General features: G+C 69.8%; 24 protein-coding genes, 1 pseudogene and 1 riboswitch. Of the genes and pseudogenes, 15 read left to right on the forward strand and 10 right to left on the reverse strand.

Translation table 11 applies throughout. The features are described from left to right. Positions 1-46 precede the first annotated feature (46 nt). The 5 genes from AB0M67_RS34900 (at position 47) to AB0M67_RS34920 (ending at position 5,873) form a co-directional block, all read left to right on the forward strand. A complete protein-coding gene (locus AB0M67_RS34900; protein ID WP_365751587.1) occupies positions 47-1,372 on the forward strand; it encodes an extracellular solute-binding protein in 1,326 nt (441 codons plus the stop codon). Then, positions 1,369-2,382, forward strand: coding sequence for a sugar ABC transporter permease (locus AB0M67_RS34905; RefSeq protein WP_365751588.1), 1,014 nt, complete (start codon positions 1,369-1,371; stop codon positions 2,380-2,382). Before AB0M67_RS34900 ends, AB0M67_RS34905 begins: the two co-directional genes overlap by 4 nt. Further along, positions 2,379-3,287 (forward strand): carbohydrate ABC transporter permease, encoded by a 909-nt coding sequence (locus AB0M67_RS34910; RefSeq protein WP_365751589.1) that lies wholly within the window; start codon positions 2,379-2,381, stop codon positions 3,285-3,287. Before AB0M67_RS34905 ends, AB0M67_RS34910 begins: the two co-directional genes overlap by 4 nt. Then, positions 3,284-4,195: an NAD(P)-dependent oxidoreductase gene (locus AB0M67_RS34915; protein ID WP_365751590.1), complete on the forward strand. Its 912-nt coding sequence runs from the start codon at positions 3,284-3,286 to the stop codon at positions 4,193-4,195. The genes AB0M67_RS34910 and AB0M67_RS34915 overlap by 4 nt, the downstream gene beginning before the upstream one ends. A 688-nt stretch (positions 4,196-4,883) precedes the next feature. Further along, positions 4,884-5,038, forward strand: a riboswitch (cyclic di-AMP (ydaO/yuaA leader). 4 nt (positions 5,039-5,042) lie between these two features. Further along, complete coding sequence (locus tag AB0M67_RS34920) at positions 5,043-5,873, forward strand: transglycosylase SLT domain-containing protein (RefSeq protein WP_365751591.1); 831 nt, start codon at positions 5,043-5,045, stop codon at positions 5,871-5,873. A 106-nt stretch (positions 5,874-5,979) separates the two neighbouring features. On the opposite strand, the gene AB0M67_RS34925 is transcribed toward AB0M67_RS34920, so the two are convergent. Both AB0M67_RS34925 and AB0M67_RS34930 read right to left on the reverse strand, forming a co-directional pair. After that, positions 5,980-7,287, reverse strand: coding sequence for an amino acid permease (locus AB0M67_RS34925; protein WP_365751626.1), 1,308 nt, complete (start codon positions 7,285-7,287; stop codon positions 5,980-5,982). A gap of 267 nt (positions 7,288-7,554) precedes the next feature. Further along, positions 7,555-8,355 (reverse strand): SAM-dependent methyltransferase, encoded by an 801-nt coding sequence (locus AB0M67_RS34930; RefSeq protein WP_365751592.1) that lies wholly within the window; start codon positions 8,353-8,355, stop codon positions 7,555-7,557. Positions 8,356-8,581: 226 nt separating this feature from the next. Between AB0M67_RS34930 and AB0M67_RS34935 the strand changes: the two genes are divergently transcribed. After that, positions 8,582-9,154: a hypothetical protein gene (locus AB0M67_RS34935; RefSeq protein WP_365751593.1), complete on the forward strand. Its 573-nt coding sequence runs from the start codon at positions 8,582-8,584 to the stop codon at positions 9,152-9,154. A 191-nt stretch (positions 9,155-9,345) separates the two neighbouring features. On the opposite strand, the gene AB0M67_RS34940 is transcribed toward AB0M67_RS34935, so the two are convergent. Further along, complete coding sequence (locus tag AB0M67_RS34940; protein WP_365751594.1) at positions 9,346-10,059, reverse strand: ScbR family autoregulator-binding transcription factor; 714 nt, start codon at positions 10,057-10,059, stop codon at positions 9,346-9,348. A gap of 128 nt (positions 10,060-10,187) precedes the next feature. Here AB0M67_RS34940 and AB0M67_RS34945 point away from each other — a divergent pair, with 128 nt between their 5' ends. From AB0M67_RS34945 to AB0M67_RS34960, 4 genes are all read left to right on the forward strand, one after another. Beyond that, positions 10,188-11,108 (forward strand): ScbA/BarX family gamma-butyrolactone biosynthesis protein, encoded by a 921-nt coding sequence (locus AB0M67_RS34945; RefSeq protein ID WP_365751595.1) that lies wholly within the window; start codon positions 10,188-10,190, stop codon positions 11,106-11,108. A gap of 227 nt (positions 11,109-11,335) precedes the next feature. Continuing rightward, positions 11,336-12,028 carry an HAD family phosphatase gene (locus AB0M67_RS34950; protein WP_365751597.1) on the forward strand — a complete coding sequence of 231 codons (693 nt, stop codon included), beginning with the start codon at positions 11,336-11,338 and terminating at the stop codon, positions 12,026-12,028. 260 nt (positions 12,029-12,288) lie between these two features. After that, entirely contained in the window at positions 12,289-12,723 is a 435-nt protein-coding gene (locus tag AB0M67_RS34955) for a hypothetical protein (protein WP_365751598.1), read from the forward strand. Positions 12,724-12,857: 134 nt separating this feature from the next. After that, on the forward strand, positions 12,858-13,994 hold the full coding sequence (locus AB0M67_RS34960; RefSeq protein WP_365751599.1) for a DUF5954 family protein: 1,137 nt from the start codon (positions 12,858-12,860) through the stop codon (positions 13,992-13,994). A gap of 38 nt (positions 13,995-14,032) precedes the next feature. Here AB0M67_RS34960 and AB0M67_RS34965 read toward each other — a convergent pair whose 3' ends face one another. The 7 genes from AB0M67_RS34965 to AB0M67_RS34995 all read right to left on the reverse strand — a co-directional run bounded on the left by AB0M67_RS34965 (position 14,033) and on the right by AB0M67_RS34995 (position 21,116). Continuing rightward, positions 14,033-14,902 (reverse strand): endo alpha-1,4 polygalactosaminidase, encoded by an 870-nt coding sequence (locus tag AB0M67_RS34965; RefSeq protein ID WP_365751600.1) that lies wholly within the window; start codon positions 14,900-14,902, stop codon positions 14,033-14,035. Positions 14,903-15,010: 108 nt separating this feature from the next. Beyond that, positions 15,011-15,769 (reverse strand): ferritin-like domain-containing protein, encoded by a 759-nt coding sequence (locus AB0M67_RS34970; protein WP_365751601.1) that lies wholly within the window; start codon positions 15,767-15,769, stop codon positions 15,011-15,013. After that, positions 15,766-16,377 (reverse strand): ferritin-like domain-containing protein, encoded by a 612-nt coding sequence (locus tag AB0M67_RS34975; RefSeq protein ID WP_365751602.1) that lies wholly within the window; start codon positions 16,375-16,377, stop codon positions 15,766-15,768. The genes AB0M67_RS34970 and AB0M67_RS34975 overlap by 4 nt, the downstream gene beginning before the upstream one ends. 225 nt (positions 16,378-16,602) lie before the next feature. Further along, a complete protein-coding gene (locus AB0M67_RS34980; RefSeq protein ID WP_365751603.1) occupies positions 16,603-17,544 on the reverse strand; it encodes a carbohydrate ABC transporter permease in 942 nt (313 codons plus the stop codon). Further along, positions 17,541-18,629 carry a sugar ABC transporter permease gene (locus AB0M67_RS34985; RefSeq protein WP_365751604.1) on the reverse strand — a complete coding sequence of 363 codons (1,089 nt, stop codon included), beginning with the start codon at positions 18,627-18,629 and terminating at the stop codon, positions 17,541-17,543. The genes AB0M67_RS34980 and AB0M67_RS34985 overlap by 4 nt, the downstream gene beginning before the upstream one ends. 80 nt (positions 18,630-18,709) lie before the next feature. Next, positions 18,710-19,957, reverse strand: coding sequence for an extracellular solute-binding protein (locus tag AB0M67_RS34990; RefSeq protein ID WP_365751605.1), 1,248 nt, complete (start codon positions 19,955-19,957; stop codon positions 18,710-18,712). Between the two features lie 109 nt (positions 19,958-20,066). Next, on the reverse strand, positions 20,067-21,116 hold the full coding sequence (locus AB0M67_RS34995; protein ID WP_365751606.1) for a LacI family DNA-binding transcriptional regulator: 1,050 nt from the start codon (positions 21,114-21,116) through the stop codon (positions 20,067-20,069). A 156-nt stretch (positions 21,117-21,272) separates the two neighbouring features. On the opposite strand from AB0M67_RS34995, the gene AB0M67_RS35000 reads away from it, so the two are divergent. The 5 genes and pseudogenes from AB0M67_RS35000 to AB0M67_RS35020 all read left to right on the forward strand — a co-directional run. Next, complete coding sequence (locus tag AB0M67_RS35000) at positions 21,273-23,366, forward strand: glycogen debranching N-terminal domain-containing protein (protein WP_365751607.1); 2,094 nt, start codon at positions 21,273-21,275, stop codon at positions 23,364-23,366. A gap of 238 nt (positions 23,367-23,604) precedes the next feature. Next, on the forward strand, positions 23,605-24,009 hold the full coding sequence (locus AB0M67_RS35005; protein WP_365751608.1) for a cell division protein SepF: 405 nt from the start codon (positions 23,605-23,607) through the stop codon (positions 24,007-24,009). 55 nt (positions 24,010-24,064) lie between these two features. Beyond that, on the forward strand, positions 24,065-25,210 hold the full coding sequence (locus AB0M67_RS35010; RefSeq protein WP_365751609.1) for an ATP-binding protein: 1,146 nt from the start codon (positions 24,065-24,067) through the stop codon (positions 25,208-25,210). After that, positions 25,207-25,557 (forward strand): nucleotide pyrophosphohydrolase, encoded by a 351-nt coding sequence (locus AB0M67_RS35015; RefSeq protein WP_365751610.1) that lies wholly within the window; start codon positions 25,207-25,209, stop codon positions 25,555-25,557. The genes AB0M67_RS35010 and AB0M67_RS35015 overlap by 4 nt, the downstream gene beginning before the upstream one ends. A 144-nt stretch (positions 25,558-25,701) precedes the next feature. Further along, a pseudogene (locus tag AB0M67_RS35020) lies at positions 25,702-26,187 on the forward strand (DUF6099 family protein); the annotation flags it as partial. Between the last annotated feature and the right edge of the window lie 67 nt (positions 26,188-26,254).

Genomic DNA, 26,254 nt, shown 5'->3' on the forward strand with positions numbered 1-26,254 from the left:
TCTCCCAGCCGTGCGTCGTACCTCGATACTCGCTTCGGTCGCCGCCATGGGTGTACTGATCGCGGGTTGCGGTTCGAACGGCGGAAACAGTTCCGGACGCGACGAACTCTCCATGTGGACCTTCAAACAGTCCCATGTGGTCGCCTTGCAGGCGGCAGCGGAAAAGTTCACCGCGGAGACCGGGACAAAGGTGAATATTCAGGCGGTGACGCCGGATGATGCCTTTCTGACCAAGGTTCAGGCCGCGGCCCGCACCAACGATCTGCCCGATGTGCTCGAAGTGCACGCCAACGGCGACGACCTCGCGTTCGGCGGAGCGGGGCTGCTGGAAGACCTCTCCAAGGACGTCGACCAGAAATGGCTGGACCAGTACCTCCCTCAGGTTCTCAAGGACGGCACGGTCACCCCCGATGTCTACAAGGCGTCGCTCACCGAGGGCTCCAAGACCCAGGGTGTCCAGCAGGGGCAGCGATTCAGCGTGCCGCTCACCGTCGGCACCCAGGGCGTCGTCTATATGAACAAGAGCCGCGCCGCGAAGGCCGGGGTCACCCGGGCGCCGGCCACCTGGGAGGAATTCATCGACGCCCTCGACAAGGTGAAGAAGGCATATCCCGATACCGGCGGTGTGACCGTCGGGGTGAAGCAGCCCTCCACGGCCCTCGAATGGCTGATGCAGCCGATGGCGTTCGGGATGCTCGGAAAGCAGAAGTTCGAGGCGCTCTTCGGCCCGGACGCCGCCCAGGGCTGGTCGTCACCGAACGGCCAGAAGGTTCTGAACACCTACAACGAGGTGACCCCGTACTGGATGCCGGGCACTCAGTCCAAGGGGATCGACGAGGCGGATCTCGCCTTCGCCCAGGGCAAGGCGTCCTTCGATATCGGCGGCACCTACACGCTGGCGTTTCTCGCCGAGAACGGCTACGACGCGGACAATCTCATGACGTTTCCCGTGCCGCCGCCGAAGGACGCCGCCATCCCCGGCCTCCAGCTCTCGCCCTTCTCGCTGACGGGTCTCTCCATCACCCGGAAATCGGAGAAGAAGGACGAGGCGCTGCAGTGGCTGAAGTTCCTCTCCAGGGACGATGTCGCGGCCGACTTCGGAAAGCAGGCACTGGACGTGCCGCCGAATGATCTCGACAAGAGCCAGAGCGCGGCGCTCGGCCCGGTCCTGAATTCCATGGAAGCGGCCTTCGGCTCCGGCAAGAACTCCTACAACGCGGGCTATACCGCCTACCGTCCCAGCCTGTACGACCCCGGAAAGGTCGGAGCCGTACTGGCCCAGTTCACCCCGCTGAAGTCTCGCAGCGCGGAAAGTACGGGTGCCCAGATGAGTTCCATGATCAAGTCCTACTGGGCGGAGCAGAACAAATGACGGCCGGAACCGGTACGGCGACGGCCGCCGGCACCGGGAAGGGCCTGCTCCCCTCCTCCGCCGGGGAGCGGGACGGCGGCGAACCTCGCCGCGGACCCTTCGGGGGACTGCGCGAGAAGCGCAAGCAGGCCGCCTGGGGTTATCTCTTCGTCGCTCCCGCGATCGTCCTGTTCGCCGTCATGGGCGTCTACACGATCGTCTACGGCTTCTCGCTGAGCTTCGCCCAGTGGAACGGCTTCTGGCCCGAGTGGAACTGGCGCGGCTTCCAGAACTACACGGATCTGCTCGGCGGCAGCCCGACGTACTGGCCGATCGTGAAGAAGGCCGCGGTCAACACCCTGTGGGTCGTCATCGCGGTCCCCCTGCTCACGGTGCTCGTCGCGTTCCCCCTCGCCCTCGTACTGAACCAGGTCAAGCGCTTCCAGGGCGTCCTGCGCTCCGTCTACTTCGTGCCGTACGTGACGACCGGGATCGCCGTCTACTTCGCCTGGAACTACATCCTGGAGCCCAACGGCGCCATCAACCTGCTGCTGAAGTCCGTCGGCCTCGGCTCGCTCCAGCAGCCGCAGGGCTGGCTCGGCAACCCGGACACCGCCCTCGCCACAATGATCGTCGTCATGGTCTGGTCGGCCGTGCCGGTGGCGATGCTGCTCTATCTGACCGGGCTCCAGTCGCTGGACAGCTCCCTGCTGGAGGCCGCGCAGATCGACGGCGCCGGCTGGCTGCGCTCCACCACGATGGTCGTTTGGCCGCTCATGAAGCCCATCACCGTCGTCGTGCTGCTGCTCAATGTGCGCGACTCCCTCCAGGGCTTCCAGTCCTTCCTGATCATGACCAACGGCGGTCCGGGCGACTCCACGAGCGTCCTGGGTCTTGAGACCTATCGGCTCGCCTTCCTCTCCGAGCTGTCCCCGACGCTGGGTCTCGCCAGTGCCCTGGGCTGGCTCCTGTTCCTGGCGGCCCTCGTCGTCGCCTTCATCAACCAGCGGGTGATGAGGAGGATGGGATGAGCGGCGAAACCCTCTCCCCACCGCGACGGGCGGGCATCCGCGCCCAGGACCGGACCGTGCCGCGCACCGGCGGGCGCAGGCCCGTCGGCAGAACCGTCGTCCGTACCGTCGTCGGGATCGTGCTCGCCGGCTACGCGGCGGTCAGTGTCTATCCGTTCCTGTGGATGGTCTCGGCGGCCTTCAAGACCAACAAGGAGGTGCAGGAGGGCGGTCATCTCATACCGCACGACCCGACCTTCCGTACCTTCGCCGACACCTGGAACAAGCTCGACTTCTTCGACTACTTCCTCAACAGCGTCAAGGTCACCGTCCTGACGACCGTGCTGGTCGTGGTGGTCTACTCGGCCGCCTCCTACGCCTTCTCCGTGCTGGCGTTCCCCGGCAAGAAGTGGCTGTACCGGCTGTTCCTGGTGCTGCTCTTCGTCCCCGGTGTGGTGACGCTGCTGCCGATCGTGCTGCTGGAGAGCAAGCTCGACATCCTCGGCACCCACTGGGGCCTGATCCTGCCGTTCGTCAACGGCAGCGCCCCACTGGCGATCCTGATGCTGACCAACGCCTTCAGCTCGGTGCCGGGGGAGCTGCGCGAGGCGGCGCGCATGGACGGTGCGGGTGAGCTGCGGATCTTCAGCCGGATCTATCTGCCGCTGGCCCGGCCCGCGGTCATCACCATCGCGCTGCTCACGGCCATTCCGACCTGGAACGAGTACCAGCTCACCCGGATCTCGCTGAACGACCCGCACACGTACACACTGCCGATCGCGCTCCAGGCGATGCAGTCGCAGAGTGTCGTGCAGTACAACTCGCTGATGGCGGCGGCTCTGATCATGGTGGTCCCGGTGATCGTCCTGTTCCTGTGCGCCCAGCGCTATTTCGTCAACGGATTGATGGGAGCGGTCAAGGGATGAGCGGGCGGACGGTACGGAACAGCCCCCGGACGGTACTGGTGACCGGGGCGGCCGGCGGGATCGGCCGGGCCGTCGTGGCGGATCTCATCGGCGCGGGCTTCCGCGTCGTGGGCGCCGACCTGGAGCGGGGCGACGGCGAGGACGGCTGCGTCCGGTTCGTCACCGGCGATCTGAGCGAGGCGAGGACGGTTACGGAGTGCTTCGCCGCGACCCGGGAGGCGGCGGGGGAGGACGGTGTGTTCGCCGGGGTCGTCCATCTCGCGGCGTACCCGGCGCCCGGCATCGTGTCGGAGGACGAGACCCTGCGCGTCAACGTCCTCGCCGCCTATCTGGTGTTCCAGGAGGCCGGCCGCCTCGGTGTGCCGCGCGTCGTCGGCGCCTCCAGCGCGTCGGCCGTCGGCATCGCGTGGGCCGACCGGGATCTGCACCCGGTATATGTCCCCGTCGACGAGGACCACCCCGATCTCACCGTCGACTCCTATGGCCTGTCCAAGGTCATGTCGGAGAAGGCCGCGGAGTTCACGACCCGGCGCCACGGCACGGTCACCGTCATGCTGCGGTTCCCGTTCGTCGGCGCGGGCGCCCGGCTGCGGGAGCGGCTGGCCGAGGTGCACGGCGACCCCGCGTCCAACCGCCGGGAACTGTGGGGGTGGCTGCACACCCCGGACGCCGCCCGAGCCGTACGGGCCGCCCTGACGGCGGACCTCACCGGCCACCATGTCGTCAATGTGGCCGCGCCCGACAGCGCCGCCCTGGAGCCCACCCGGGAACTGCTGGCGGCGTACCACCCCACCAGCGAGATCCGGGGCGCGCTGGACGGTCACGCGTCGCTGTTCGACACCACCCGCAGCCGCGCACTCCTCGGGTTCACCGCGGCGGGGCGGGAGGAGATCGCGGAGACGGACTGAGCTTCGCGCCGCCGCCCGTGAAGCGGGCGATCAGGCGCCGGGTCACCGACGGGTGGTGGCGCTGCCGGAGGGCAACTCCGGCAGCGCCACCACCCGTCTCACGTTTCCGCCGCGAACTTCCTTTTACTGAAAGGGCAGTCGTCGCATTCGATCAGCTCTTCGGTGAAAGGCCGCCACAGAACTGCCACATGACCCGTGGTCGGGTTCGTATGTGAGAGTGAGTCAGAAACGCGCTCGCGGCTCCGCCAGTAATGGCGCCGAGTGGTACGACGGGTGGATCAATGGCCGCGAGAAGCGGCCCGCCAGGGCCCTTGTGGGGGTCGGTCGACAGGTCGGATCCGATACCGCGCACCGCGCCTTTATGGGCGATTTATCTCCGTTCTCCCTGAAGTCCATTTCTGTATCGTTCGCACGGCTTTCCGCTCTCTGTGCACGGTTGTGACCTGGACATTTCCGTCATGCGCGTGATGTGTGTCACGTAAGTACCCGGCTGTCGGCCCGCCCCCTCGTCCATTTCGCGTACGGGGAAGGCGAGTTGAGTTCCCCGGTATCGGGCCGATAACGAGATCATTTCTGGCCGGATTCATGAATTGGATTCCGTTGTGAATTCAGGGCTTGTTTCGCCCGGGCGTCCTCGCTTACGTTCTCGTCACTCCGGATGGAACGCCGAATCCTGCCGCCGTCCGGAAACACACACCCACCCACGCCCGGCAGGAGCGGGGGACCCAGGTAAGTCGCCGATCCGTACTCCGGACCGGCTTGGGGTCAAGCCGCATTCACCATGCGGCCGGGCATCTCCAGCCCGAACCCGACAGCTCACCTCGCAGGCGCAGGAGAGGAATTCGTCATGGCCTCAAAGGCTAAGCACCGTCGTCCCAAGAACAGCCCCGTTGCCAGAGGTCTCGTCACCGCGGGCACGGGCGGTGCCGTACTCGCCTTCCCCTTGCTGGCCGCCACCACCGCCGAGGCTGCCCCGGCGCACACCGCCGCCACCGCCGAGGTGACCCTGACTCCGGCCGCCGTCGTCCAGACGGACACCCCGACGACCTACTCCGTCGTCTGGGGCGACTCGCTCTCCAAGATCGCGGACGAGTACTCGCTGAGCGGCGGATGGCAGCAGCTCTACGAGGACAACCGCGATGTCATCGGCGGCGACCCGTGCTTGATCCACCCCGGTCTCACACTGACGCTGGGAACGGAGTCCGCGTCGGAGGCCCCGGCCGACTCCACAGCCGACTCCACCACTGACACCACCGCCGCCGACGAGGCTGCCGCGCCGGCCGCCGAGGAGAGCGCCGACGCGAGCGCCTCGGCCGATACGGGCGCCGCGGCCACCGCGACCGCCACGACGACCTACGCCGACAACCTCGACGGCTGGATCCGGGAGTCGCTGGACGTCATGGCGGCGCAGGGCATCCCCGGCTCGTACGACGGCATCCTCCGCAACATCATGCGCGAGTCCTCGGGCAACCCGTGGGCCATCAACAACTGGGACTCCAACGCCGCCGCCGGCACCCCGTCCAAGGGGCTCCTCCAGGTCATCGACCCCACGTTCGAGGCCTACCACGTGCCCGGTACGTCGACGGACAGCTACGACCCGGTCGCCAACATCACCGCCGCGTCCAACTACGCGGCCGACCGGTACGGTTCGATCGACAACGTGAACGGCCCCTACTGACAGGCCCTCACACCGCTCACGGCAGGCCGGACCGCCCTCGGGGCCGGTCCGGCCCTGCCGCGTTCCGGGCTTCTTCTCCCCCCCCCGGCTCCCGCGTACCCCGAGGTCAGGCGCGCCGGGCGCGCAGCTCCCGTACCCCCGCCGCCGCCAGGACGAGCGCCGTCGCCCCCAGGGACCAGAGCAACTGCGGGCGCGCCTCTTCATTCGTCAGCATCAGACCGAAGACGACCGCCATCGCGGCGAGTGTGGCCCAGGTCAGCCCCGGGAAGAGCCACATCCTCAGCACCAGTCGCTCCGGTGCCTCCCTCTCGATACGCCCGCGCAGCCGCAACTGCGACACGGCGATCAGGGCCCAGACGAAGAGGAGCACCGCGCCGACCGCGTTGAGCATGTACAGGAAGACCGAGTCGGGCCATTTCAGATTGAGCAGCACCGAGACGAAGCCGAACGCCACGGACGCGAGGACCGCCCGCCGGGGCACACCACCGTCGCTCACCTTCAGCAGGGACCTCGGCGCCTCGCCCCGCTCGGCCAGCGAGAAGACCATCCGGGATGATCCGTAGAGGTTGGCGTTGAGCGCCGACAGCAGGGCCACGAACACCACGATGTTCATGATCTGCCCGGCGGACGGCACGCCGATCGCGTCGAGGACGGTGACATAGGGGCTCAGCCCCGCCTGCTGTGCCGTCCAGGGCAGTACCGTCACGATGACCAGCATCGATCCGACGTAGAAGAACAGGATCCGGAAGACCGCGCTGCGTACCGCCCGGGACACCGAGCGCACCGGGTCGTCGGACTCGGCCGCCGCGATCGTGACGACCTCCAGACCGCCGAAGGCGAAGACGACGGCGAGCACCCCGGAGATGACGCCCTGCCAGCCGTTCGGCAGGAAGCCGTCCTGTCCCGCGAGATGGGTGAGGCCGACGGGATCGGTGTCGGGCAGCAGACCGAAGACGGCCAGCAGCCCGAGGGCCAGGAACGTGACGATCGCGAACACCTTCAGGGCCGCGAACCAGAACTCGAACTCGCCGAAGTTCTTCACGGCGGCGAGGTTCGTACCGGTGAAGAACACCATGAAGAGCAGCACCCACGCCCACTGCGGCACCGACGGGAGCCAGCCGTTCGCGATCCGCGCCGCGCCCGTCGCCTCCACCGCGAGGACGACGACCAGCAGGAACCAGTACAGCCAGCCCGCGCTGAACCCCGCCCACCGGCCGAGCGCCCGCTCGGCGTACACGGAGAACGAACCCGACGCCGGCATCGCGGCCGACATCTCGCCCAGCATCCGCATCACGCACATCGCGAGCGCGCCCGCGATCAGATACGAGACGACGATCCCGGGCCCGGCCATCGCGATGCCGGCCCCCGATCCGACGAAGAGCCCGGCGCCGATGACCCCGCCGAGCCCGAGCATGGTCAGATGGCGCTGCTTGAGCCCACCGGCGAGCGGTATGTGAGCTGTGGCCGTGTAGGCATCTGTCCCGTTATCTCTGCCTATGTCGGCGTTTGTCCGATCGGGCGCTGTCCGGGGTGAGATGTCGGGCGGGTTCTGGTCGTGCATGAGCGGTCAGGCTGCCTTCGGGGCTTGTGGGGGGATCTGCGGCATCCCGCAGTCTCCCCGGACCACGCACCCCCAGGCAAAACGAGCCGGTCTCGACAGAGCGACGGAGCGACGGAAAGGTCAGCGCACGCGGCCGACCGCGGCGTAGATCCCGCTGTCGTAGCCGCCGCTCTCCTCCTCCGTCGGCGCGTCTGTGTCCCGGTACCAGTGCGGGGCCGTGACCAGTCCCGGCTCGGCGAGGTCCATGCCCTCGAAGAACCGCGCCACGCCCTCACGGGTACGGAAGCCCAGCGTGATGCCACCCCGCTTGTACTGCGCGACCACCTGTTCCACGAGGTCGGGGTAGAGATCGGACGCCGCGTGCGAGAGCACCAGATAGCTGCCGGGGGGAAGGGCTTCCACCAGGGTGCCGACGATGTCGTACGGCTTCTCGTCCTCCGGGATGAAGTGCATCAGGGCGATGAGGGAGAGCGCGATCGGGCGGCTGAAATCCAGGAAGCCCTGGGCGTGCTCCAGGATCGCCCGCGGTTCGCGGACATCCGCCTGGATGTAGTCGGTGGCGCCTTCCGGCGTGCTGATCAGGAGGGCCTCGGCATGCCGCAGGACGATGGGGTCGTTGTCGGTGTAGACGACCCGGGCCTTGGGGTTGATCCGCTGGACGATCTGGTGCAGGTTCGGCTCGGTCGGGATACCGGTGCCTATGTCGAGGAACTGGTCGATCCCGCTGAGCGCCAGCCAGGCGGTCGCGCGGCGCATGAAGGCGCGGTTCTGCCGCGCGGCGGCACTCGCCTCGACCGGCAGCTTCGCCCCCACCGCCTGGTCGACGGCGTAGTTGTCCTTGCCGCCGAGGAGATAGTCGTAGACACGTGCCGGATGGGGCTTGCTCGTGTCGATCTGGGGCTTGGGCATCTCGGCCGTCATTGACGCTCCCATGAGTGGAGGCGGGGAAAGAACCTGGTGAAGGAGATCGCATCGCCGATGCCCCCGTATCAGGTGATCCGGGTGGGGCGAGTGGTAACAGCGTATGCGATGGGGGGAGTTGTTGTTCGAATGAGGTGCGTATATGCGAGTGGCCGGATGTCACGGGCCGGCGGCCGGACGCGAGCCGGGCTGGGCTCGCACAGGATTCTCGTCCATACTTCCGGACGTGGAGCAGCGCATAGACTCGAATATCTGGCCCGAGCGTGCCGTGGGGAAAGACCCGGCGTACGTTCCCGGCCTCATGGTCCCCCGCCCCGCGGGCACAGCGGGGACGGACCCGGAGCAGGCGGAGACCGAGGAGCGCACGCCCGAAGGCGGCGCCCCCTCGGACGCCCTACCGGAGGCCGTTCCCGACAGGCCCGCCCTCGACGCGAACAGCACCACCACCGACCGGGCCGAATCGGCCGAGGACGCTTCCGCCGGGGAGGACGCCCCCACGGACGACGCCTCCGCCGAGGACGGCCCTGTCTTCGAGGCCACCGACCGCCGTGGCGCGATCACCGCGGACAGCAAGGGCGTCCGGTTCCGGCTGGACGACCAGGAGGCCGACTTCTGGTGGAGCGAGATCGGCGCGGTCGAGATCAAGACCCCTCGCTTCGGGCGCCGGTTCACCGTCACGGTGCATATGTCGGAGCGCCGCTGGTTCGACGCCGAGGTCGAGGCCGACACCAGGAACCGCCTCAAGGAATGGACGGAAGAGCTCGACGCCGTCCTGGACGCCTACTTCGAGGAATCCTGAGCGGCCGATCCGGTCCCGGCCGATCCGCCGGCCGGGACCACGAGGCCCGGCCGGCGGCGGAGCGCCGACGGCTGAGCGGTGGACCGCCGTCGGCCGTACGCCGTCCCTGACCGCATCCCGACGACGCCTCAACTGGCCCGGAACGGCTACCGGCTGAGGGTGTATCCGCCGCGCGAGGACAGTCCGCGCGATCAGCCGCTCTTCGTGAGCACCCGGTTCCCGAATCGCGCCCGGCGCCCGTCCGACGCGCCCTCCTGGCGGCGCTCCCGCTCACTCTCACGCACCCGCGCGAGCAGCAGCGCCGGGTCGGGGTCGGTCTGGAGCGCGGCCAGGAGCAGCAGCCACAGATCCGACAGCCCCTCCTCGATCTGCCGCCTGCCCTCCAGGGCGTCGGAGACCGTGTGCAGCCCGAAGAAGGCGCAGACGAGTCCGTGCGCGGCCACTTCGGGACAGACGCCCTCGGCGAGCGATCCCTCGGCGCGGGCCTCTTCGAGCAGTGCGGTGACCGTCTCCAGCCAGCCGACGAAGGGCCGGGGCAACGTGACGTCGATGGCCGCGCGTTCCGCCCACAGCCGGGATCCGGCGCGGATGACCACATCGTCGCGGAAAGCTCTGGCCACATCGAAACTCAGGGCCACCAGTCTTTCCAGCGCCGGGCGGTCGGCCGCCTTGTAACGGCCGATCAGCTCGGGCCAGGTCGCGAAATGCTCCTCCACAATGGCCAGGGCCAGATTCTCCTTGCTGGCGTAGTGGAAGTAGATGGCCCCGCTCGTACGGCCGGACCGCGCGCTGATATCGCTGATACTGGTACCGGCATAGCCGCGCTCATCGAACAAATGTGCCGCAGCCTCCAGCAGAAACCTGCGCGTCGCTTTCGCCCGAACCTGCTCCGCCCGAACCTGCACGTGTACCCCGGATTCCCGTTCCGTTAAATGACAGCACGCAATGTAGCGGCTTTTCGCGCGGGGTGTGACGGCGTGTGGCGGGGTTGGGCTGGGGTGCGCGTGCCGGAGAATTGCGATGTTCTTATCGCATGAATACAACGGTTGGTGACATCGCCGGGGAGGTCCGGCCGCTGTCCTGGTCGCGCACTGTCGCCCGGGAGATGGTGCATCGCGCCTCCGTGGCGGAGGTACTGCTGACCGACGTTCGGCAGACGGAAAGCGGCGATTTCGAAGCCGCCGCCTCCTGGCCCCGGTCCCATCCGACTTTTCCCCGCGACGGCGCCGATCTGCACAGCCCGTTGATGATCGTTGAGACACTGCGTCAGCTCGGGATCTACATTCCACTGAGATATTTCGGTGTCTCATCCGTCGCGAGCCTGATCATCACCGATCTCTTCTTCGAGCTCGACCCCTCCTCGGAGCCACGCGCGCTCTCCGGTGCCACCGGGGTCACCTGCCGGGTACGGGTCACCCAGGTACGACGCGGGCCGGACGGGTCCGCGACCGGGCTGCGCCTCCAGGTCTCCTATCTGGCCGACGGGACGCTCTTCGCGCTGGCCGGCGGCGGTGCGCGCTTCCTCGAACCCGAGCAGTACGACGCCGTACGGGCGGGCCGCGCGGGGGTCGCCGCCCCGGCCGTCGTGCGCGTGGACGGCCGTCCACGTCCCGATGCCCGGCGGCTGGGGGTGACCGGGGCGCACGATGTCGTGATCGGTTCCGAGGGGGCCACGGTGCTGGTGGATCCCGCCGATATGCGACATCCCTTCTTCTTCGACCACGCGACGGATCATGTTCCGGGCATGATCGTGCTGGAAGCCGCCCGGCAGGCGGCTGCCCTCGAAAGTGGCGGAAGGCTGCTACGGCCTACCGCCGGTCGGCTGAAAACGGCGCGCTTCATCGAATACCGCCCGCCCGCCCGCGTTCTGTGCGTGCCGCACCATGCGACCTGCGTCTTCCGCTTTCTCCAGGACGGCGAACAGAAGGCCTTTGGGGTCCTCCGCTACCAATAAACAGATTTAGACACTAAATGCAATCGCTTGACTGCCGAGAGTAGTTCTCTCTAGCGTAGCGATCGTTATGTTCCTGGCGGACGCCGGAACAGGCCTTCTCCATATGGCCGCGCCCGCCAGGGATCGCACCCGTCCGACAACGGGTGACCAACACGCCCGCGGTGTTTCGCACCGTTGCGGCGGCCAGCGCTGCCGCTTTTAGGGCACTCCTGAACGGAAGCACGCGGATGACAGCTCAACGCATCCTTTCCTGGACTCCCTCAGCCATCGTCTTCGACTGCGACGGCACTCTCATGGACACCGAATGCCACTGGCAGGACGCGCGCATTCTCGCGTTGCGCGAGTTCGGATTCACCCCCGCTCCTGGCTTCGCGGAGCGGGCCAAAGGGCTCCACTACAGCGAATGCGGGCGCCTGATGGCGGACGAGGCGGGGCGCCCGGACCTCGGCGAGGAGATGACCGACCGACTGCTCTCGCATTTCCGCGCCCTGGTCGCCGACAACCCCATGACCATGCCCGGCGCCCGTCAACTCGTCGAAACGGCAGCGCAGTTCGCACCGCTCGCCGTCGCCAGCAACTGCCCGCGGGAGGTCGTCGAGTCCTGCCTCGACACCGCGGGCCTGCTCGACCTCTTCGGGCATGTCGTGGTGCCCGAGCACGAGATGCGGCCCAAGCCGCATCCGGACGTCTATCTCACCGCGGCCAGGCTCTGCGGCGCCGACCCGGCCGACACCCTGGCGATCGAGGACTCCCACTGCGGTATCCAGGCCGCGGACCAGGCCGGTATGCGGATCATGGGCGTGGGCCCCTGGCCCGACGCGCGGACCGTAGCGCTGGTCGACCTCTGGGTCCGCTCACTGGACGAGCCGGAAGTCTCCGGCTGGGCCACCGGGCGCGTACCGCCGCAGTACTCACGCTGACCGCCGGCCCCGTCGGTCGCCACGCCAAGGGCTGTCCGGCGGGGCGGGATCGAACGCTCCCGGCTCCGGCTCCTCTCGACCCTCTCCTCTCACCTTCCTCTTCTCCCGCCTCCCTCTTCCTCCTGCTTCCCTCCTCTTCTCGCCTTTCTCCTCCTTCTCCTCCTTCTCCTCCGGAAGTCGCCCTCCCCGGAAATCGGCCTACCATGAGTGCCAGAGGACATATCCGTCCAGAAGCTGCCGCACAGGGAGATGGCCATCGGATGGATGAGGATCGTGCCGGCCGTCTCGTGTCGTCACTGCGGGCCCGTGGGGTGATGGCCCATCTGGCGCACCTGGGGGTCTACCAGTGCGGGGTGCAAGTCGTGCTCGCCGAGGGCGGTGAGGCGATCTGGGACATCGACGGGGTGCTGGGGCTACGGGCCGAGGTGGTGGAGGACGGCGTCCTCGTGGGATTCGTCCCGCATGTACGGGGCTCCGAGACCTTCACCGAGGAGCAGCTCGTGGCGGCGATCGCCGCCACTCGGTACGACAAGGAGGGCCTGCGCCCTCCGGCGGACACCGGACCGGACGGCGCCGACGGCATGGACGCCGACGGTGCCCGACCGGAGGAGGGCCGCTTCTCCGGACCCGCGCTGCCGGGGCGGGCCGCCCGCCGCCGGTTCCGGCTTCCCTGGCGCCTTCGCCGGCCGAGATGACTCGTACGCCGGTTCGGCTCGACACCCGGCCGGATGGGCGTACGCGGGTACGGGTACGCGTGGTGTCACGCGGTCGGTGGTTCTTTCCATCGAATCGCCCCGTGCGCCCCGGCTCTGTGGGCATGCTCGGGGGCATGGCTGAGCTTGGTGAGAACGTGCCCGCGTACCGCACGATCCGGGTGTCAGGACCGGCGGGACCCGTCGAGGCGGTGGCCGATGTGGAGGCATGGCGCGCGCGGGAAAGCTATCCGGACATCCTCTCGGCGGGCGGGCCGCTCTTCGGGGTGGTGCGCGAACGCGAGGCGGGCGGCTGGGAGCTGGTCTCCTCGTTCTCGGGGCTGGCACCGCAGGACGGCCGCGACAGCATGGGCTCCCAGTTCCGCAGACGAGCCGAGGAGTGCGAGAAGGCCGGTGACCGGGCCGGGTACGAGGAGTGCATGCGCGCGGCCGAGCGGATGGAGTGGGAGACCCTCGACGAGCTGACCGTGCTCGGCGTCCGCCACCGGGTCGCACGGGCGGAGTGCTACGTACGCTCGGGCCCCGACGGACCGGAGCCCCCGCGCCCGGGCGATCCGGACTCGATGGCGGCAGGCGAGTCGCACAAGGCCCCGGATCCCACGGCCGGGTTCGTCTTCGATCCTGTCATCGCCACCGGAATGTCCCAGGGCATCCTCAAGGTCGAACTGCTCTCCCTCGTACGCAAGTCGGGCACCGTACCCGACGAGATCCGCGACGATTCCCGGATCGCGGCGCGGACGCACCCAGGAGGGGTCCTCCTGCCGGCGACCTTCATGACCGCGGAGAAGGAGTCCGGGCGCTGGCGGCCCGACTCCACCGGGACATGCACCACACCGCAGGGCGCGCGGGACACCCTCGCCGTCGCGCTGCGCGTCATGATCCCGTGGCAGCTCCGTCTCGAACCGGAGGGACGCGCACCGTACTTGGCTGCGGCCGATCGGCTCGACGCGGAGCGCGGCAATGAAGTGGAGGTGGAGGGACGGCGGTTCAGGGTGGTACGGATCGAACGCCTCGTCCGTATCGGGCCGGACGGCCCCGAGGGCCCGCGACCCTCCGACCCCGACCCGCAGCCTCCTGTGATGGTGCAGCACCAGCGGGCCGTCGCGGAGGGGCTGATCTCCGAGGACGACGACGAGGACGCCCCCATCGAACTCGACGAGACGACACAGCGGCTGGCGGCGCTCTTCAGCGAGGAGGAGGCGCGTCGCAAGGAGCTGCTGGCGCAGCGGCAGGAGCGGGGCCGCGACGCCTGACCGGGGGCGTCGGCGCGAGGCCCCACCCAACGAGCGCCTCAGCAGCGCGCGTTGACATGGCCGGGCTCTCCGGCCGGTACGACGTCCCGGTCCCGCAGGACGACCGAGAGCCGGTCGCCCCACTCCCGGCACGCGACGGTGAAGTCCGCCCGCCGGTACTCGATCACCAGCACCTTGTCGTCGTACGCGTCCGCGTACGCGTCGCACTCCTCGTACCGCGCGCACTCCTCGGCCACGGCGAAATCGAAGCCGATCTCGTCCCGTACCCCGGCCATCTCCGCCGCGTTCTTCTGGCCGATGGCCAGCCCCGCCCGGTGGGCGTGTGCGGCCAGTTGCCCCGCGAATGCGGCTGCCTCCGCTCGGTCGAGCAGGCCGTCCGAGCGCAGAAACGAGTCCAGGTTGTCCGCCTCGACGGCGTCGAATCCCCGGTCGGCGCAGCCGTCGATCCAGCCGCCGACGATGCCGGCCAGCCGGTCGCGACGGTCGACGGAGGAGATGTCCAGCAGCGGCTCCTCCCAGTCCTCGTCGATGACGACCGCGCCGTCGGTGTCGCGCAGCAGCAGGTCGGGGTGGTTCTTCCGCCACCACTCCACGGCGTCCGGCTGGGTCTGGTAGGCGTTGATGTAGCAGATGTTGTAGATGCCGGGGTCCGGGTCGGGTGCCGCCGTACGGTCCCTGATGACCGTCCGTACCCCCTCGGGCGGGTCGTACGCTCCGCCGAGCTGGTAGTCGAAGGGGTCGTTCGCCCGGGGCGCGCGCACCGCGTGACCGGTGGCGGCGCTCCCGGACTTCCTGGGGGCGGCGGCGCCGGAGTCGTCGGCCGTGTCGGCGGCGGCGCATCCGGAGAGGGCCAGTGCCAGGGCGAGCAGTGGGGCCACCGATATACGGGCGGCGGGGGCGAACGGCAAGGCGGTGTCTCGATTCCGGTGCGCTGTGAAGGACTCGGCAAGTCTCGCACCGGGGGTGCTCGGGCGGCGTGCCCAGGGCACGCCCTCCGAGCTCGCCCCCGGGTCACATCACACCGTCAGCAGACTCGGCCTGGCCGCTCGCTCGATGTGCAGGAACGCGTCGGGCACCGGGTACTGGCCCAGGAGGAAGCGCAGGATCGAGGCGTGCATCGCCTCGACGGGCGCGATCGTGGCCGCGGTCTCCCTCTCCGAGGCGCCGTCCAGGCCGTAGGTGGCCATCAGATAGGTCTGCGCGGCCTGTTCCTCCAGCTGCAACGCGAGCGCCGCGGCGTCGGCCGCGGTGGTGGCCTTGGCCAGCGTGGCGGTGATCTCCTTCTGGTCGGAGAGCGGCACATCCGTGAGGGCGGGCTTGCCGGCGCGGGTCAGTACGCCGTTCCATACCTTGGCGTGGTCGGTGTGCTGGGCCATCGCCCGGGTGAGGAGACTCGTCAGCGCGCGCGGTACGGTCCCGAGCCTGCCCGACCGGGCCGCGGACAGGGCCGAGGTGTAGACGCCCACGGCCTGGTTCTCCAGCGCGACCGCCAGCGCGACCGTCCGCAGATCGCCGGGGTAGCCGACACGGTGCGCGATGACGCTGGCCTCGTCGACGGGCGACCGCGCGGACAGGTCGTTCTCACCGGAGCAGGACGGCAGCAGGAACGCGGCACCCGCGCCTCCCGCCCCCAGCAGGAACCGCCGGCGGCCGGGGCCCGGGGCCCCGGTCTCTTCGGCGGGACCGGTGGAATCAGTGGGATGGGCGGGACAAGCGGGACCGGCCGGACCGGCGAGGGGCGGTTCCCAGCGGCCCCGTTCGGCTGCGGCACTCACCGCACGGCCCCTTCGGAGATCGGCGAGGCCTTGCCGGTCGGATAGAAGGTGTCGGGGAATCCGACCGTCCCGGCGGCGGCGCCCAATGTGTCGGCGTCCGTCGGGATCGCGATCAGATCGGTGTCGCCCGAGCCGAGGAGCGACTGCATGGTCAGCAGTGTGGCGCGGTGCTGCGCCTCGACCGGGGCGACGGAGGCGAAGAGCCGGCGCAGCCGCGCGGTGCCGGCCGGACCCACGTTCTTGGTGTACGTCTGCGCGGCCACGTCCTCCAGCGAGAGAGCGAGCGTGATCACGTCCTCCGGGGTCCTGGCGGCCCGTAGCGCCTTCTGGACGACGGGCGCGTACTTCGGGTCGGTCCCGGTCTGCGGCTGGCCGCCCGCTTGGACGGCCGCCGTGTTGAACGCCTTGGCGTGCTCCTCGTGGTGCTGGGCGGTCGTGGCGATGAACTCCTGGATCGTCGCGTTGCCGTCCTTGATGAACGGCAGCTCGGCGGCGGTGCGGTAGACGCTCACCGCGAGGTTCTCCAGCGACGCCGCCGTCCGCAGCGCCATGATGTCGTCCCGCGTCGTGGGTTCAAGCAGCCGGGTGTCGATGTGCTCCGCGCCCATCACGCCCCTCCTTCCTCGGCGCCCGCACCACCGCGGGTGCTCTCTGTCACCGACACATTCGCGACGCGGGCGCCACCGAAGGGCGGGACATCCGGGACGGTCCGGGGTGTTTCACCTCTATGGCGGAGTACATGTCCCTGGCGGACATTGCTGGGGGAGTACGCGACCGCCCCGTCGCCGTACCCGGCGACGGGGCGGTGCGGGTCCGGACCGCGGCCGTATCCGCTACTCCTTGACCGCGCCCGAGTTGGCGCCGTTGACGAAGTAGCGCTGGAAGCAGAAGAACAGCGCGGCCACCGGCAGGGTGGAGAGCAGCGCCGCCGCCAGCTTCAGCGGATACTGCGTGCCGCCGCCGAGACCGCCCGAGATGAAGCGGGCCAGCCCCGTGGTGAGCGTCTCGTACTGACCGGACTGGGTGGCGACCAGGAAGTGCGTGAACTCGTTCCACGACCCCTGGAACGACAGGATCGTCAGCGTGATCAGCGCGGGCCTGGCCATCGGCAGGACGACGGACCAGAAGATCCGGAACACCCCCGCCCCGTCGACCCGCGCGGCCTCCTCGACCTCGCGCGGCACCGATTCGAAGAACTGCTTCATGATGAAGATCCCCGCCGCGTCCACCAGCAGCGGCAGGATCATGCCGGTGTACGTGTCGAAGATCCCGAAGGTGTTGAGCACCAGGAACTTCGGGATGAGCAGAGCCACCCCGGGCACCGCCATCACCGCGAGCACGAAGCCGAACAGCACCGAGCGGCCCCGGAAGCGCAGCCGCGCCAGCGCGTACCCGGCCATCGAGTCGAACAGCACCCGGCCGGCGGTCACGAGCACCGCGACCAGCGTCGAGTTGGAGAGCCAGCGCAGGAAGGGCACGCCGTCCGCCGACTCGCTCAGCCCGAACAGCCGCTGATAGGCAGCCGTCGTCGGCGTGGTCGGCAGCAGCGAGAGCGGATTCGCCGCCGCGTCCGGGTCCGTCTTGAAGCCGGTCACCAACTGGAGGAGGAACGGCAGCAGATAGAGCAGCGCCACCCCCACCACCAGGGAGTACCCGAGCACCCGCCACGGGACCGGGAACCGCCCCAGGACCGGCGGACGGGCGGCGTTGCGCGCGGCGCGCCGGAGCCGGGCCCGCTCGACCCGGTCACGTACGGCCGTACCACCGGCGCTCATCGCTTCCTCCCCTTACGCGCGCCGCGCTCCCGCAGGACCCAGCGCTGGAACCCGGTCAGACAGAGGATCAGAGCGAGCAGGACGAACGCGATCGCCGCGCCCTGGCCGAAGTCCGCGTTGTCGAAGCCCGCGGAGTACGACAGGAACGCGGGCGTGAGCGTCGTATTGCCCGGGGCGCCCTGGCCCATCACATACACCTGGTCGAAGACCTGCCAGGTGGAGATCAGCCCCAGTGTGAGCACCAGGAACAGCACGGGACGCAGCGCGGGAAGCGTCACGTACCGCAGCAGCTCACGGCGGTTGACCCCGTCAAGCGCGGCCGACTCCTCCAGCTCCCGGGGGATGTCCTGGAGCGCCGCGAGGAAGATCAGCATGAAGGTGCCCGAGGTGGTCCACACGGCCAGCAGGATGATCGTGCACATCGCGACCGAGGGGCCTGACAGCCACTCGAACCATGAGAGCCCCATGAAGGAGTGGTCCGCCAGCATCCCCGTGGGCCGTTCGGGATCGACGATCCCCAGTCCGCCCAGGATCAGGGAGAGCACCCCGCGCGGGTCCGCGAACCAGTTCGGTCCCTTCACCCCGATCCACGACAGCAGGGAGTTGACGGCCCCGCTGCCCTGGAAGAGGAAGAGGAAGACCGTGGACACGGCGATGGAGCTGGTGACCGAGGGGAAGAAGAAGGTCGTACGCAGCGCGCTGCGCGCCCGCAGCAGCTTCTGGTTGACGATCAGGGCGAGGCCCAGCGCCAGCCCGGTCTGCAGGGGCACGGTCAGCAGGACGTAGTAGGCGTTGTTGCGCAGGGCGGTCGCGAAGAGGGTGCGGTCGAGACCGTCCTGCGTGAACAGCGTCCGGTAGTTGTCCAGGCCCACGAAGTCGGCCTCGCCGCTGAACGGGTTCGACTGTCCGTCCCAGTTCAGCAGGCTCACCCAGAGCGCCATGAGGATGGGCAGGACCAGGAAGAGTCCGAGGACCAGCACCATGGGGCTGACGAACAGCCAGCCCCAGGCGCCTTCCCGGCGCTGGTCCCCGCGACGGCCCGCGCGCGGGGCGCGGGCACGGGCCGTCGCGGTCGTACCGGTCACACCGGGCGTGTCAGGTTCGCCCGGTGTGCCGGTCGATCGGTGTGCGCGGTGTTCGCGCACAGTACGGAGGGGCATGGTGCTCAGTTGCCCTTCGCGATCGCCTGTTCGCCGTTGCGCTGGAGGTCGGCGAGGATCTTCTTCGGGTCGGCCGTACGCAGCGACTGGAGGTCGGTGTTGAACTGGCTGGCCACCTTGTCGAAGCCGGCGATGGTGACCGGGCCCTGCGCGTACGCGCTGCCGTCCACCCATGCCTTGGCGTGCGGCGTCTTCTCGGCGTACGTCTTGAGCGCGCTCGTCCGCGACGGCATCACACCGAACGCGTCGGCGAAGGCGATCTGCTGCTCGGCGGAGGCCAGGTGCTTGACGAGGTCGACGCTCGCGGCCTGGTGGGTGCTGTCGGCGGCGACGCCCCAGCAGGTGCTGAAGGCGAGGGTGCCCTCACCCTTCGGACCCGCCGGCAGCGGGGCGATGGCGTACTTGACGTCCGGATAGTCGAGCTTCATGCCGCCGTCGAGCCAGTTGCCCTCGATGGTCATCGCGGCCTTGCCCTTGCCGAGCGCCTCGCCGCCCCAGCTGGTGTCCACCTGCTTGGCGAACTTCATCGAGCCCGACTTCAGCATCGACTGGACGAAGGCGAGACCCTCGGCGTTCTCCGGGGTGTCGGCGGTCATCTTCTTCTGGTCCGCGTCGGTGAGCCAGCCGCCCGCCTGCTTCATGAAGACGCCGAGACGCTGGTACTCGTCGCTGGTCACCAGGCCGGTGACCCCATTGGTGGTGAGCTTGTCCGCGACGCTCTGGAGGTCCTGCCAGCTCTTCGGGTAGTCCTTCTCCGTCAGCCCGGCCTTCTTCCACAGGTCGGAGTTGATGGCGAGCCCGAGGGTGGAGGTGTCCTTGGGCAGGCAGACCTGCTTCCCGTCGTACGAGAAGGACGAGAGCAGCTGCTCGGAGAAGTCCGAGGCGTCGGATATCTGGTCGCCGTACGCGTAGAGCGAGCCGCCCTTGGCGTAGTTCGCGAACTGGTCGGAGTTGACGTAGAAGACGTCCGGCGGCTTGTGCCCGGCGAAGGACTGCGCCAGCTGCTGGTTCATGTCCTTGGCGACCTCGACGGTCACGGTGTTGCCGGACTTCTTCGCGTACGAGGCGGCGGCGGCCTTCACCGCCTGGGTCTCGGCGTCACCCGAGGTGGCGATCAGGACGGTCAGCTTCTGCTTCTCCGCCTTGTCCTGTGCCTGGTCCTTGCCACTGTCGAAGTTGGACGAGCAGCCGGTGGCGGCCAGGAGCGCCGCGCAGGTGACAAGTGCGGCGGCGGCGGCCGTGCGGGTGACCATGAATTCCTCCAGATAGAGATGAAACGAGCGGCTCAGCGGCCCGGGAGAGACGTGAGGTGAATCGGTGGCCCGGGGGCGTTCTTCGCCCCCGGGGCGCTGGTGGGCGCGGTCAGCTTCCCGGAGCGGGTGTGCTGTCGCGGACGACAAGGGATGGTTCGAGCAGGACACGCTCGGGCGGGGCACCGGGCTCCGACATCCGGGCGATCAGGAGACGCAGGCACTCGCGGCCGACAGCCTCCAGCGGCTGGGCGACGGTGGACAGACCGGGGGAGAGCAGGGCCGCGGTGGGGGAGTCGTCGAAGCCGATGACGGCGACGTCCCTGCCCGGCGCGGCCTGCCGCTCGCGCAGCGCCTGGTAGCAGCCCATCGCGAGCATGTCGCTGGCGGCGATCACGGCTGTCGCGCCCGTGTCGAGCAGCGGTGCCACGGCGGCCCGCGCCGAGGTGGTGTCGTCGACGCTCTGCGCGCGCCGGCCGCGTACCGGCAGACCGTGCCGGCGCATGGCGCGCTGCCAGCCCTCGGCCCGGTCGTCGCCGACACCCGAGCCGCGCGGCCAGCCGAGAAACCCGATTCTGCGATGCCCGAGTGCCACCAGATGCTCGACCGCGGCGTCGGTGCCCGAGGCGCCGTCGACATCCGCCCAGTCGCCTATCTGCCGGCCCGACCACATCCGGCCGAAGCCCACGAACGGTATGCCGCGCTTGGCCAGCCACGCCTGGCGCGGGTCACCGCGGTCGGTGCCGCTGAGCACGAACCCGTCGACGCTGTGCAGATCGATGAGCTCCTCGTGCCCGTCCAGACTGGCGTTGCCGGGCGGCGAGGCGAACAGCAGGATCCGGTAGCCGGCCTCGTCGGCCGCCTGGGACAGCGCGTGCAGGAAGCGGTCCATGACCGGTGCCGACATACCGGGCGCACTCGGACGTATGCCATAGCCGATCAGCTTGCTGGAGCGGGTACGCAGCGTCTGCGCCGCCCGATGCGGGCGGTACCCCATCTCGTCGATGGTGCGCTGGACCCGCTCCAGCGTCTCGGAGCGCAACAGTTCGGGCGAATTAAGGGCATTTGACACCGTCTGTGGAGAGACGCCGGCGCGCCGCGCGACCATGGCCAGGGTCACTGAACCGGCCTTGGGCGAGGGCGCGTTGGCGGAGCGGGGCATGACTGTCTCCGGGACGGTTTGTGCGAATCGACGAGTTCATTTGGAGCGTTCCAATGCCATTGTCAACGAGCTGAACTCGTCGTTAGGGTTCTTGGAACGCTCCAATGACTGAGAGGTTCTGCTCTGTTGTCCACTACTGTCAAGACCCACGACACTATGAACTCCGTCGCAGCCGAGGTCCCCTCGGCCGAGGGCCTCCAGCCGTTCCTGCACGACGCCTGCGTGACCCTGTACGCGCCGAGCTTCGCGATATCCCACGCGGACGGACAGATCGGCGGCGGCGCCGACGGCTTCTACCACGCCGACAGCAGAGCGCTGGCCCGGCTGACGGTCGAGGCCGACGGGGTCGCGATCGCGCCGGTACGCGGAGGCATTGACGGTGCGGACCGGGCGGCCTTCCGCGGAGTGCTGCGCGGCCTCGGCGAGTCGACCGCGGACCCGGCGGTCACCCTGTACCGCAAGCGGCGCGTCACGCCCGGCCGGCTGGCGGAGACCCTGGAGGTCTCCAACGCGGGAGTGCGGCATGTCCGCGTCCGGCTGATCGTCACCGCCGCCACCGATCTCGCGGAGATGGAGCGCGTCAAGACCGGGCACACGCAGAGCCCGGTCCCCGCGACCGCCACCCCCGACGGACTCGGCTGGTCCAAGGAGGGGTTCGCCGTACGCCTCTCCTCCACCCCGGTGCCCACCGCCGTCGACCCGGCGTCCGGGCGGCTGGAGTACGAGATCGAGCTGGCGCCCGGAGAGGTCTGGACCGCCGTACTGCACGGTGACGCGGCGCACGAGGACGGCGACCAGTTCCCCGCCCCGGCGGCGGACAGCGTGCCCTGGCGCACCCCGGTGCTGCGCAGCGCCGACCGGCGTTTCGACCACTGGATCAGCCAGTCGGCCGCCGACCTCGACCGGCTGCGGCTGACCGACTCCGAGGAGCCCGCCGACCAGTTCCTGGCCGCCGGAGCACCCTGGTTCCTCACGCTCTTCGGCCGCGACTCCCTGTGGGCGGCCCGGATGCTGCTGCCGCTGGGCACCGAGCTCGCCGCCGGTACGCTGCGTACGCTCGCGCGCCGCCAGGGCGTCAGGTCCGACCAGGACACCGAGGAGCAGCCCGGCAAGATCCTGCACGAAGTGCGCCGTGGGACCCAGGACTTCCACGACAACTTCTCGCTGCCGCCGTCCTACTACGGCACGGTCGACGCCACCCCGCTCTGGATCACGCTGCTGCACGACTCCTGGCGCTGGGGTCTCGCCCCCGACCAGGTCGAGCGGCTGCTGCCGCACGCCGAGGCGGCCCTCGCCTGGATGCGTGACCACGGCGACGCCGGCGGCGACGGCTTCCTGAAGTACATCGACCACACCGGACGCGGACTCGCCAACCAGGGCTGGAAGGACTCCGGCGACTCCATCCGGCACCGTGACGGACGCCTCGCCACCTCTCCGATCGCGCTGTGCGAGGTCCAGGCGTACGCGTACGAGGCCGCCCAGGGCGGCGCCGCGCTGCTGCGCGCCTTCGGCCGGCCGGGCGCCGACGAGTGGGAGGAGTGGGCGGAGCGGCTCTCCGACCGGTTCCGCAGCCACTTCTGGGTGGAGGACGAGCGCGGCGCCTACCCGGCCGTCGCCCTCGACCGGGACAAGCGGCCGGTGGACTCGGTCACCTCGGGCTTCGGCCATCTGCTGGGCACGGGCCTGCTCAACCACGAGGAGAGCGCGCTGCTGGCCGCCCGGCTCAGCGCGCCCGACCTCGACTCGGGCCATGGGCTGCGCACCCTGAGCAGCGATTCCGTGGGCTACAACCCGTACGGCTACCACATCGGTTCCATCTGGCCGCACGACACCGCGATCGCGGTGCACGGGCTGACCAGGGCCGGGTTCCCGGACGCCGCGGCGGGGCTCGCCGCTGGGCTGCTGACCGCCTCCGCGGGCTTCGACGCCCGGCTGCCTGAGCTGTTCGCCGGCCATGGTTCGGCGACCGACCCGGTTCCCTCGCCCTACCCGGCGTCCTGCCGGCCGCAGGCATGGGCGGCCGCCTCGTCCGTCCTGGTCCTCCAGTCCGCGCTGGGGCTCTCGGCCGACGTTCCGGGCGGCACCCTGACCGTCGCGCCCGCGTTCGCCGAGGCGTACCGGCCGCTGAAGGTGGAGGGGTTCGATGTCGCGGGCGGGCGCCTGGACATCTCCGTGGCCGCCGACGGTACGGCGCACATCGAGGCGCCGGCGGGCCTGGAGGTGAAGAGGGAGTCCGTGACGCCCCGTTGAGGCCATGGGCGCGCGGTGTGAGGATGGGACCCCGGCGAGACGGACTCGCCCGTCTCGGGGGGCGGGGTCCCGGCGGCGCTTGGGCGCTTCGGTCGTTGGCGGTCCGGCGGTTCGGCGGCGGTTTCCGGTCAGGGCCGACGAAGCCGGTCCTCTGCCGGGCCGTGTCGCTGTTGGGCCGAACGAGTGAGGCGCGGGAGGATGGCCGGATGCAGACACAGCGCACGGGCGGGGTGGTCCGATGAGCCGCTACGGCAGGTACGACGGATACGACGCCACCGACGAGCAGTGGGAGGGCCTGGCCCAGGTCGTGCCGCTGCGCGGTCGCAACGAGTGGCCCTCGCGGGTCGATCACCGCACCGTCCCTCAGGACTTCAAGGCGGAGAACCGGCGCTTCATCGTCCTGCGGGTGCAGGTGTTCGCGGACGCGCGGGAGGTCGCCGACCATCTGATCGCGCGGATTCCGGTACTGCTGGATCTCACCGGCGCGGAGCCCGATGTGGCCAAACGCATCCTGGACTTCAGCAGCGGGGTCGTCTTCGGGCTCGGCAGCGGGATGCACCGGGTCGACAAGAACGTCTTCCTGCTCGCCCCGATCGGCACGGAGGTCGAGGGGATCGCGGCCGACTCCGTCCCCCGATCGTAGGAAGGTGGCCAAGGCGTAACGGTTCGGCAGCTTTCGGCCCGCATACGGTCCGGCCATGGAAGCAACCCGCGCGCGTCCCACCATCACCGAACTGAGGCTCTCCGCCTTCACCTCGCACCGCGGAGCGGCTTTTCCCCTGAGCCCCATGACGCTGTTCGCCGGAGCGAGCGGCAGCGGGAAGTCCACGGCGCTGCGGGCCTACGAGTCGCTCGCCAGACTCGGCGCGGGAGCGCCCCTCGCCGATGTCTTCCCGGACCCGGTGGCCTGCGTTCCGGAACGGGCCGCGCCCGACGCCCAGGGGCGCCGCGGCTTCCGGATCGGCTGCACCGTCGACGGCCCGGTCGGTCCCGTACGGCTCGACCTCGCCGTCCAGGCCGAGCCCGAACTCCGTATCGTCGGCGAACGGCTGACCGGCCGCGGGCAGACCCTGCTCACCACGGCGCTGCGCGACCCGGGGCGGCCCACGGTCCAGGCGGCCTGGCACACGGCCGGCGCCGTACCGGTGACCCGGGCCCCGCTGCCCGACGACCGGCTGGGTACGGCGTTGCTCCCGCTGCGGGTGGGGGGCCGTACGGAGGGCGAGTCGCTGGTGCTCGCCGCGGCCGAACAGACCGTACTGGCCCTGCGGTCCGTCTTCGTCTGCGACCCGCAGCCCCAGCTCATGCGGCATCCGGTGACGGCGGGACAGGGGCGGCTGCGCCGGGGCTGCGAGAATCTGGCGGCGGTGCTCGACCGGACGCTGGACCGCTCGCGCGACGGCTGCGCCCGCCGGCGGGCCCGGCTGGCCGCGGCGGCGCGGGCCGGCTGCGCGGGACCGGTGACGGAACTCACCGTCGAGCGGCTCGCCGACGGCACGGTACGCGCGCTGCTCGCCCGGGACGCCTCGGGCACCAGGGCGGCCACCCCCGTGGGCCGGCTCGGCGAGGGCGAGCTGAGATATCTGGCGCTCGCGCTCGTGCTGCTCACCGGTCCCGGCGTACTGGCCGGTGACCAGACCCACGAGGTGCCCCCGGCGCTGCGGTCGCTCACCGTCCTCGCGGACGGATTCGACCGGAGCCTGGACCGGCGGCAGGCGGGCGAACTGCTCTCGTTGGCGTCGGCGGTCTGCGCGGAGGGGCGCATCACCCTGGTCGGGGCGGTCGGCGACGCCTCCTGCGCGCGGGGGGCCGCCGGGGTGACGGTGGTAGACCTGGATTCGTGACGGAACTCGATGTAGCGGAAATGCAGCGCAGACTGGCCCGGTTCGCGGCGGCGCGCGACTGGGAGCAGTACCACACCCCCAAGAATCTGGTGGCGGCGCTGAGCGTCGAGGCGTCGGAACTGCTGGAGATCTTCCAGTGGTTGACGCCCGAGCAGTCGGCGCGGGTGATGGAGGACCCGGACTCCGCCCACCGGGTCTCGGACGAGGTCGCCGATGTGCTCGCCTACTTGCTCCAGTTCTGCGAGGTGCTGGGGATCGATCCGCTCGTGGCGCTCGCCGCCAAGATGGACCGGAATGAGGTCCGCTACCCGCCCAAGCGACCGGCGGTTGGCCGCGATTCTCCCTGATCGTCACTCTATGGAGTTGTCGAGTTATGCACAACGAGCCTGCTGTCCAGAGATTTCCGCATTGCTCTGGCCTTTCTGCCGCCAATACCTCACTCTGGGTAGTGGAGTGCGTGGGCAGGATTGTCGTACGAACGGGGGCTGCGGATGGATGCGGAACGGCTCATCGGAGTGAGCCGGCATGCCCTGGCCGGGAGCACGGACGAGTGGGATGTCATCGCGGAGGCCTGGCAGGCGCAGGGCCTGGCCCGGGCGATCGGCGTCCAGTTGGCATTGAGCGGACCGAAGGAGCTGAGGAGCGAGGCGCGGGAGCTGGCCGAGGGGGGCGGGCAGGACTGCGGACCGCCGGACGGACCGCCCGAAGGATGGGCGGGGTTATCGGACCGTCCGGGGCCGCGCATCGGCCGGATACGGGCCGGACAGCTCTCCGGGGTGGCCGACATCCGGGCGGCCCTGACCGGGCTCGGCGCGTTGCTGGGCGAGGTCGGGATCGCACTGGTGGCGGTGGCGTGCGCCACGGACGAGGAAGGGCTGTACTGGCAGTGCATCGACGCGATCGACGCGGCCGACGAGTCCAATGACCGGGTGGGCGTGATGCTGCGCCGGCTCGTGGCGCGGGACCGCGAGCGGGAGCGGGAGTGGGCGCGTCAGCGCGAGGAGCGGCAGCTCGGGCTGGAATGGCAGCGGCAGAGGGAGCGGG

Origin of the sequence: Streptomyces sp. NPDC051662, from assembly GCF_040681655.1 — a bacterium.
Lineage (GTDB): Bacteria > Actinomycetota > Actinomycetes > Streptomycetales > Streptomycetaceae > Streptomyces.

Bases quoted from the DNA above. Each gene is read 5' to 3' on its own strand.
- AB0M67_RS34900 (WP_365751587.1), top strand. From the start codon at position 47: ATGGGTGTACTGATCGCGGGTTGCGGTTCGAACGGCGGAAACAGTTCC.
- AB0M67_RS34905 (WP_365751588.1), top strand. From the start codon at position 1,369: ATGACGGCCGGAACCGGTACGGCGACGGCCGCCGGCACCGGGAAGGGC.
- AB0M67_RS34910 (WP_365751589.1), top strand. From the start codon at position 2,379: ATGAGCGGCGAAACCCTCTCCCCACCGCGACGGGCGGGCATCCGCGCC.
- AB0M67_RS34915 (WP_365751590.1), top strand. From the start codon at position 3,284: ATGAGCGGGCGGACGGTACGGAACAGCCCCCGGACGGTACTGGTGACC.
- AB0M67_RS34920 (WP_365751591.1), top strand. From the start codon at position 5,043: ATGGCCTCAAAGGCTAAGCACCGTCGTCCCAAGAACAGCCCCGTTGCC.
- AB0M67_RS34925 (WP_365751626.1), bottom strand. From the start codon at position 7,287: ATGCTCGGGCTCGGCGGGGTCATCGGCGCCGGGCTCTTCGTCGGATCG.
- AB0M67_RS34930 (WP_365751592.1), bottom strand. From the start codon at position 8,355: ATGACGGCCGAGATGCCCAAGCCCCAGATCGACACGAGCAAGCCCCAT.
- AB0M67_RS34945 (WP_365751595.1), top strand. From the start codon at position 10,188: ATGAATACAACGGTTGGTGACATCGCCGGGGAGGTCCGGCCGCTGTCC.
- AB0M67_RS34950 (WP_365751597.1), top strand. From the start codon at position 11,336: ATGACAGCTCAACGCATCCTTTCCTGGACTCCCTCAGCCATCGTCTTC.
- AB0M67_RS34955 (WP_365751598.1), top strand. From the start codon at position 12,289: ATGGATGAGGATCGTGCCGGCCGTCTCGTGTCGTCACTGCGGGCCCGT.
- AB0M67_RS34960 (WP_365751599.1), top strand. From the start codon at position 12,858: ATGGCTGAGCTTGGTGAGAACGTGCCCGCGTACCGCACGATCCGGGTG.
- AB0M67_RS34975 (WP_365751602.1), bottom strand. From the start codon at position 16,377: ATGGGCGCGGAGCACATCGACACCCGGCTGCTTGAACCCACGACGCGG.
- AB0M67_RS34980 (WP_365751603.1), bottom strand. From the start codon at position 17,544: ATGAGCGCCGGTGGTACGGCCGTACGTGACCGGGTCGAGCGGGCCCGG.
- AB0M67_RS34990 (WP_365751605.1), bottom strand. From the start codon at position 19,957: ATGGTCACCCGCACGGCCGCCGCCGCCGCACTTGTCACCTGCGCGGCG.
- AB0M67_RS34995 (WP_365751606.1), bottom strand. From the start codon at position 21,116: ATGCCCCGCTCCGCCAACGCGCCCTCGCCCAAGGCCGGTTCAGTGACC.
- AB0M67_RS35000 (WP_365751607.1), top strand. From the start codon at position 21,273: ATGAACTCCGTCGCAGCCGAGGTCCCCTCGGCCGAGGGCCTCCAGCCG.
- AB0M67_RS35005 (WP_365751608.1), top strand. From the start codon at position 23,605: ATGAGCCGCTACGGCAGGTACGACGGATACGACGCCACCGACGAGCAG.
- AB0M67_RS35010 (WP_365751609.1), top strand. From the start codon at position 24,065: ATGGAAGCAACCCGCGCGCGTCCCACCATCACCGAACTGAGGCTCTCC.